Genomic DNA, 7,563 nt, shown 5'->3' with positions numbered 1-7,563 from the left:
GGGCGGCGGCGGCGGCGGCGGGGGCGGCCGTGGCCGCTGACAGGAGACACACATGGCGCAATCGACACCACTCCAGCGCTTCGGGACTTCGCTCCTGAACGCCATCCTCTTCAAACGCTTCGTGGCGGCCGTGGCCATCACGCTCTCTCTCGCCTCGGGATCTTCGTTCGCGCAGCGCGCCTATCCGACACCGGAGGCGGCCGCGCAAGCGTTCGTCGATGCGGTTTCGCGCGTCGATGCCGCAGCCTTGGGCACGGTGCTCGGGCCCGACTGGCGGCGCTTCGTTCCGCCAGCCGGCGTTGACGCGGAAGACGTCTACACCTTTCTCGGCGCATGGGCCAAGCGGCACCAGGTCATTCTCGAGAATCCGGGCAAGGCTGTGCTTGCGGCCGGCGAAGGAGACTGGACCTTGCCGGTGCCGATCATCAAGAGCACCGCCGGCTGGCGCTTCGATCCGCGAGAAGGCGCCGACGCCATGCGCAGCCGGCGCATCGGCCGCAATGAGCTCGCCGCTATGCAGGCGGCGCTGGCCTACTTCGATGCCCAGAAGGAATACGCGCAGAAGGACCGGGACGGCAATGGCGTGCTCGAGTACGCGCAGAAGTTCGCGAGTTCACCCGGAAAGCACGATGGCCTCTACTGGCCCGACGCCGCCGGGCAGGACGAGAGCCCGCTCGGGCCGCTGTATGCCCCCCGCACGGCCGGCGAGGGCTACCACGGTTATCACTTCAAGATCCTCAAGGCCCAGGGCAAGGACGCACCGGGCGGCGCCTACGACTACGTGATCGGCGGCCGGATGCGGGGCGGCTTCGCGCTCGTCGCATGGCCCGTGCGCTACGGGGAGACGGGCGTGATGAGCTTCCTGGTCAGCCACGACGGCATCGTCTACGAGAAGGACCTGGGGCCGGGCAGCGACGCCGCCGCGCGCGCCGTGACGCGCTTCGATCCGGATCCGAGCTGGCGCAAGGTGATCGTGCCCGGAAGCTGAGTTGCGCCTGGCTGCCGCAGCCGGACATCTCGGTGCTCCGCCGTGAACCACTCTCCCCGGGACATCGAGGGCCCGTCGCCGCTGCGCTGGCTGCCGGGCTTGCGGGCGCTGCGCTCCTACGAACTCGCCTGGCTGCGGCATGACCTCACGGCCGGCCTGGTCTTGACCACGATGCTGGTGCCGGTCGGCATCGCCTATGCCGAGGCATCGGGCGTCGGCGGCATCTACGGCCTCTACGCGACCATCGTTCCGCTGCTCGCCTATGCGCTGTTCGGACCCAGCCGGATCCTCGTGCTGGGCCCCGACTCGGCACTCGCAGCCCTGATCCTGGCGGTCGTGGCGCCGCTGTCCGCGGGCGATCCCCTGCGCGCCATCGCCCTCGCGAGCACGATGGCGATCGTCTCCGGCGTGGTCTGCATTTCGGCCGGCCTTGCCAGGCTCGGCTTCGTGACCGAGCTGCTCTCCAAGCCGATTCGCTATGGCTACATGAACGGGATCGCGTTCACGGTGATCGTGAGCCAGATGCCGAAGCTGTTCGGCTTCTCGGTCGACGCCGAAGGCCCGCATCGCCAGCTCTGGGCTTTTGCCCAGGGCCTGCTGGCCGGCAAGCCGAATTCGACCGCGCTCGCGATCGGAGCCGTAACGCTCGCGGTCATTCTTGCCCTGTCGCGGCGGCCGCGGGTACCGGCCGTGCTGCTCGCGGTCGTGGCGGCCACGGTGGCGACCCATGCGTTCGACCTCGCCACGCGCGCCGGCATCTCGGTGCTCGGCGCCCTGCCCCAGGGCCTGCCGGCGCCCAGCCTGCCGATCATCGGCATGGACGACCTCACGCCGGTGCTGCTCGGCGGCCTGGCCGTGGCGCTGGTGTCCTTCGCCGACACCAGCGTGCTGGCGCGCGTGTACGCCGCGAGGATGGGCACGCCGCCCGCCCCGAACCAGGAAATGATCGGCCTCGGCGCCGCCAATCTGGCGGCCGGGTTCTTCCAGGGCATGCCGATCAGCAGCAGCGCATCGCGCACTCCGGTGGCCGAGGCCGCCGGCGCGCGCACGCAACTCACCGGCGTGGTCGGCGCCCTGGCCATCACGGCGCTGCTGCTGGTGGCGCCGAACCTGCTGCAGAACCTGCCCAGCGCGGCGCTCGCGGCCGTCGTGATCGCGGCAGCCATCGGCCTGATCGAGGTTGCCGACCTGCGCCGCATCTATCGCATCCAGCAGTGGGAGTTCTGGCTCTCGATGGTCTGCTTCGCCGGCGTCGCGCTGTTCGGCGCGATCCCCGGTATCGGCATCGCGGTCGTCATCGCGGTGATCGAGTTCCTTTGGGACGGCTGGCGTCCCCATTCCGCGGTGCTCGGGCGGGTCGACCGCATCAAGGGCTACCACGACATCGAGCGCTATCCCGAGGCCAGCCGGATCCCGGGCCTGGTGCTGTTCCGCTGGGATGCGCCCCTTTTCTTTGCGAATGCGGAGTTCTTCCGCGACCAGGTGCTGGCGGCGGTGGCGAGCTCGCCCACGCCGGTGCGCCGGATCGTGGTCGCGGCCGAACCGGTGACGAGCGTCGACGTGACCGCCGCCGACATCCTGGCGGAACTCGACGACACGCTGCTCGCCGAGGGCATCGAGCTGAATTTCGCCGAGATGAAGGACCCGGTGAAGGACAAGCTCAAGCGCTTCGGCCTTTTCGCGCGCCTGGGTGCCGAGCGCTTCTACCCGACGCTCGGCGAGGCTGTGCGGGGCTACCTGCGCAGCCACCCGGTCGACTGGGAAGACTGGGAAGACGAAGCCCCGGAGTCGGGTCCGGCGGAGGCCGGATAGCGTCAACGGCCGGGGCCGAGAGCGCGCCTCACCACCCGCACGGTGGCGTCGTCGGGACACTGCGATTCATGGAAGCCGAGACGCTTGGCGAGCCCGCGCATCGGCGCGTTGGTTGACAGGACATAGCCCTCCATGGACCGGAATCCATGCGCTTCGGCCGCTGCCACCAGCGTCTCCATGAGCCGCGGCGCCAGGCCCTGGCCTTGCCAGCCGTCGACGATCGCGATGGCGAACTCGCAGTGGTCGCTGCCGCGGTCCGAGGCATAGCGCGCCCCGCCGATGATGGATTCGCCGGGACCCTCTCCGGCGACCGCGACCAGCGCGAACTCCCGGTCAGGCAGCGGGTGCGTCGCCGCCTCGAGCATGGTGTCCGGAATCTCCCGCATCGTGGCCATGAAGCGCGTGTAGCGCGAGTCCGGCGACATGCGCTCGAAGGCGGCCTGCAGTCCCTTTTTGTCCCCGGGAAGGATTTCGCGCACGGTCACCCGGCGGCCATCGCGCAGCAGCACGGTTGCCGGAAGAACCGGGTCTGGCCGGGAATCCGCCGGGTCGTGCATGGCTAGAAGACCTCGGGGACGTAGCGGAACGGGTGATCCAGTTCCTCGTAGTCGCCGCGCCCCTGCCGTTTCGGCAGTTTGACCTTCTCGCGCGGCACGGATTGATAGGGCACGTGCGCCAGCAGGTGCTTGATCAGGTTCAGGCGCGCGCGCTTCTTGTCGTCGGAGCGCACGATGAACCACGGCGCCGTCGGCAGGTCGGTGGCCTTGAACATCTCGTCGCGGGCGCGCGAGTAGTCGTACCAGCGGCTGTAGGACTTGAGGTCCATCGGCGTCAGCTTCCATATCTTGCGCCCGTCCTCGATGCGCGCCTCCAGCCGGCGGGTCTGCTCCTCGGGGCTGACTTCGAGCCAGTATTTCAGCAGGATCACGCCGGAATCGATGATCGCGCGCTCCACTAGGGGCGTCGCGGCGAGGAAGGCCTTGGCCTGCGCGTCGGTGCAGAAACCCATGACGCGCTCGACGCCGGCGCGGTTGTACCAGCTGCGGTCGAAAATCACGACCTCGCCGGCGGCCGGCAGATGAGGGATATAGCGCTGCAGATAGATCTGGGACTTCTCCCGCTCGGTCGGCGCCGGCAGCGCGAGGACGCGAAACACCCGCGGGCTGACGCGCTCGGTGATCGCCTTGATCGTGCCCCCCTTGCCCGCACCGTCGCGGCCCTCGAAGAGCACGCAGACCTTGAGCCCGGCGTGCTGTACCCACTGCTGCAGCTTGACGAGCTCGACGTGGAGCGCCCGCATCTCCTTGTCGTATTCCTTTCTTGACAGCGGCTTGTGCGCCGAGCTCTTGGCCTCGTCTTCGCTCCCCTGCGGGGCCGCTTCATGGGCGGCGTCGTCCTTGTGGGYCGTCTTTGCCTGGTGTTCCTTCTTCTCGCTCTTCGACATGATTGCCTCCATCGGTTGTTTCAAAAACTACAGCAGCCTCGCGGCCTCGTCGAACAGGTTTCGGGGTTTGGGCACGTCGACCCTGGCCACCCGCACCAGCGCGAACGCGCGCTCGCTCGGTGGGTCGCCCGGGACCCGGGCGATCTCCAGATCGAGCGTGTGGCCATCCTCCGTTCCCTGCTCAGGGAGAACGACGTTCATCCGGCTCAGGCGCAGGGTTCGGGGGTTGACGCGAATCAGGTTCCTGGCGTCCGCGAACACCTCGCACATGCGATCGAGCTGGCGGTCCAGCGCCTCGGAACGCGAGCCCAGGTTCTTGAGGGCCTGGTCGTTCTCCTCGCGCTGCGCGCGCAGGCGCGCCAATTCGCCGGCATCGACTTCGGCGTCGCCGCCGAGCACCGATTGCATGCCGACGCCTTGCCGCCCGAGCAGCCGCAATCGGGCCACGACCAGTGCGCGCTCCTGCTCCAGGTCGTCACGACGGGCGCTTTCCGCAGCGATCCCGGCGAGCGCCTCGATCGCCAGCTGGTCGACCATCCGGCGCTGGATCTCCTTCCTGAGGTCGGCCTCCGTTGCGCCACAGATCCTGATCTGGTGATCGCTGAAGCTCACTGTGGTCTGCGCGACATCCGAGCGCATGACATCGCCTTCCTGCGCAACGCCCAGCGTGCGGCGTTCGTTCATCGCCATCCCGAGCACGGCATAGGCCTCCGAAAGGCCTGGCTGCTGATCGAACAAGCTGGCCAGTTCCGTCGAGCGGCCGAGTGTGGGTCCGACATCGTCCGCAGCGCCGAAGAACGCGCGAATATAGGAGTCGGAGGCCCAGCTTGCCGGGCTCAAGGCGTGCGGCGAAGGAAACCCCGCCACCAGCTCGCGCAAGTGTTCCGCCGCCTGCGCGATCGCCGACCTCAAGCGAGCTTCATGGCCTTGCGCCAATCGCAGCCGCGGGCTAAGGTCGATGACGCGAGCCACCATGCGCTCGACTTCCTCGTCCCGCGGCGCGTGCTTTTGCTTGTCGCCAAACAGGCGGCCGATGAGTCCCATGGCGCGTCCCTCCAGGCTGATCAGGCGAAGTCGTCGCTCAGGATCTGCGCATTGATCCGGCCCTTCCTCCAGTACATGTTGTGGATCCTTTCCTTGAGCTTGTGCAGGCCATCCGGATGCACATCGCGGAAGGTCAGCACCACCGCGGGTCGCGAGCCGTCGCCCGGGACATGCTGGATCTCGTCGAAGGCCGGAAACCCGTACTTCACCAGGAAGGCCTTGACCTCCTCGTCGGTGGTGCCGTTTTCGATATTTCCCAACAACAGCCGTGCCATCTCGAATCTCCTTGGAAGCTGAATTTGCTACGCCATGATGTGAACGCCGCCATCGACGTACAGCGTTTCACCCGAGAGCCGCCGCGCGTAAGGCGTCGCAAGGAACGCGCAGGTGAAGCCGACATCCATGATGTCGACCAGCTCGCCGAGCGGAGCGCGCTGCGCCGCCTCGGTGAGCAACAGGTCGAAGTCCTTGAGCCCGCCGGCCGCCCGGGTCTTGAGCGGACCGGGGGAGATCGCATGAACCCGGATCCCCTGGGGGCCGAGCTCGTAGGCCAGGTAGCGGGCCGACGCCTCGAGGGCCGCCTTGACCGGCCCCATCACGTTGTAGTTGGGAACCACCTTGTTGGCGCCGTGGTAGGACATCGTGAACATCGTGCCGCCGTCTTTCATCAGGGGAGCGGCCAGCCGGGCCATCCGCACGAAGGAATGGCACGAGACGTCCATCGCCTGGGCGAAGCCCTCGGCGGAACATTGCAGCAAGCCCCCCTGCAGATCCTCCTTCGGTGCCCATGCGATCGAGTGCACCACCACGTCGAGCCGGCCCCATTCGCTCTCGATGCGCCCGAAAAGCGCCTCCAGCTCGCCGGCTTTGGAAACGTCCAGCGGCATCAGGATCGGCGCCTCGAGGGCGGTCGCCAGCGGCTCGACATGGGCCTTGGCCTTCTCGCCGGCGTAGGTGATGGCCAGATCGGCGCCCAGCTCGCGAAAGGCCGCTGCGCAGCCGTAGGCGATCGAGTGCTCGTTGGCGATCCCGCAGACCAGCACCTTGGCGCCCTTGAGCAACGGGCGTGGCAATTCAATCGTCATCATCATTCCCCGATCTGATCACATGGTGGGTATGTCGGGCGATCATCCACTCCTCGTTGGTGGGGATCACCCACGCCGAGACCCTGCTCGACGGCGTGCTGATGCGCGGGCCGTGGGCTTGGTTGGCCTCCGGATCGAGCTCAACGCCGAGCCAGGCGGCGTCGCGGCAGACGCGCTCGCGCAGCGCCGCTGCGTGCTCGCCGATCCCGGCGGTGAACACCAGCGCGTCGATGCCCTGCGTCGCGGCAGCCAGGGATCCGAGTTCGCGACCGATCCGGTAGGCATAGAGATCGATCGCGAAGCGGGCGCGGGCGTCGTCGCTGGCCAACAGCACCCGCATGTCGCTCGACTGGCCCGAGACGCCCAGCAGCCCGGATTTCTTGTAGATCAGCTCCTCGACCGCGCTCGCGTCCATCCGCATTTCGTTCAGCAGATAGAGGATGACGCCCGGATCCAGATTGCCGCTGCGCGTGCCCATCGGCAATCCGTCGACCGCGGTGAAACCCATCGTGCTTGCCAGGCTGCGCCCGGCCGACATCGCGCACATGCTGGCGCCGTTGCCGAGGTGCGCGACGATCGTGCGGCCCGCCGCCGCCTTCGGATCGAATTGCGGCAGCACGCTGGCGATGTATTCGTACGACAGGCCGTGGAAGCCGTAGCGCCGCACGCCGAGGTTAGTGATCGAGGAGGGCAGCGCAAAGGCCTGCGCCACCTCGGGCTGCCCGCGGTGGAAGGCGGTGTCGAAGCAGGCCACCTGGGGCAGGTCCGGCCGCTCCCTCGCGACGACCTCGATGGCCTTGAGGTTGTGCGGCTGGTGCAGGGGGGCCAGCGGAATCAGCGTCTGGAGGGCCGAAACCACCGCCGGAGTGACCCGTGTCGCCTGCGAGAACCCGAGCCCACCATGGACGACACGGTGGCCGACGGCGGCCAGTTCGTAGCCTTCGTGGTGTTCATGCAGGAAGGTCGCCAGGTGGCCGATGGCGCCCGCATGCCCCAGCTCGACCCCCTCGCCCCATGCCTTGGCGCCGACCTCCGTGCCGTGGCCGTCCACGGCCGCGAACCGCGGCGCGGTGAAGATCCCCTCGACCTGGCCGCGCAGGACCAGATCGAGCGCCTGGCCCTGCAACGCGAAGGCGCTGAACTTGATGCTCGACGAGCCCGCGTTCAGCACCAGGATGACGTCGGTCATG

General features: G+C 68.1%; 8 protein-coding genes. 2 read left to right on the top strand and 6 right to left on the bottom strand.

Annotated elements, in window-relative coordinates; genetic code table 11:
* Window positions 1-52: 52 nt before the first annotated feature.
* Together AC1DY5_RS05580 and AC1DY5_RS05575 are read left to right on the top strand one after the other, a co-directional pair.
* Complete coding sequence (locus tag AC1DY5_RS05580; RefSeq protein WP_478109448.1) at window positions 53-988, top strand: DUF2950 domain-containing protein; 936 nt, start codon at window positions 53-55, stop codon at window positions 986-988.
* A 42-nt stretch (window positions 989-1,030) separates the two neighbouring features.
* On the top strand, window positions 1,031-2,800 hold the full coding sequence (locus AC1DY5_RS05575) for a SulP family inorganic anion transporter (protein WP_478109446.1): 1,770 nt from the start codon (window positions 1,031-1,033) through the stop codon (window positions 2,798-2,800).
* A gap of 2 nt (window positions 2,801-2,802) precedes the next feature.
* Here the strand turns inward: AC1DY5_RS05575 and AC1DY5_RS05570 are convergent, their stop codons facing one another.
* The 6 genes from AC1DY5_RS05570 to AC1DY5_RS05545 are packed head-to-tail and all read right to left on the bottom strand — an operon-like array spanning window position 2,803 to window position 7,562.
* The gene (locus tag AC1DY5_RS05570) at window positions 2,803-3,309 is read right to left on the bottom strand and encodes an N-acetyltransferase family protein (RefSeq protein WP_478109444.1); all 507 of its coding nucleotides are present in this window, start codon (window positions 3,307-3,309) and stop codon (window positions 2,803-2,805) included.
* A 50-nt stretch (window positions 3,310-3,359) separates the two neighbouring features.
* Window positions 3,360-4,244 carry a polyphosphate kinase 2 gene (gene ppk2, locus AC1DY5_RS05565; protein WP_478109442.1) on the bottom strand — a complete coding sequence of 295 codons (885 nt, stop codon included), beginning with the start codon at window positions 4,242-4,244 and terminating at the stop codon, window positions 3,360-3,362.
* A gap of 27 nt (window positions 4,245-4,271) precedes the next feature.
* A complete protein-coding gene (locus tag AC1DY5_RS05560; RefSeq protein WP_478109440.1) occupies window positions 4,272-5,288 on the bottom strand; it encodes a hypothetical protein in 1,017 nt (338 codons plus the stop codon).
* Between the two features lie 20 nt (window positions 5,289-5,308).
* Window positions 5,309-5,563, bottom strand: coding sequence for an RNA-binding protein (locus AC1DY5_RS05555; protein ID WP_478109438.1), 255 nt, complete (start codon window positions 5,561-5,563; stop codon window positions 5,309-5,311).
* A gap of 27 nt (window positions 5,564-5,590) precedes the next feature.
* Complete coding sequence (gene fabI / locus AC1DY5_RS05550; RefSeq protein ID WP_478109450.1) at window positions 5,591-6,373, bottom strand: enoyl-ACP reductase FabI; 783 nt, start codon at window positions 6,371-6,373, stop codon at window positions 5,591-5,593.
* Window positions 6,363-7,562, bottom strand: a complete 1,200-nt coding sequence (locus AC1DY5_RS05545; protein ID WP_478109436.1) for an acetate/propionate family kinase — start codon at window positions 7,560-7,562, stop codon at window positions 6,363-6,365. Before AC1DY5_RS05545 ends, fabI begins: the two co-directional genes overlap by 11 nt.
* Window position 7,563: the final 1 nt, after the last annotated feature.

It is taken from the genome of Variovorax sp. P4_D9, from assembly GCF_056401695.1.
The sequence above is the reverse complement of the archived record's forward strand: the minus strand, read 5'-3'. Positions and strand labels throughout refer to the sequence as shown.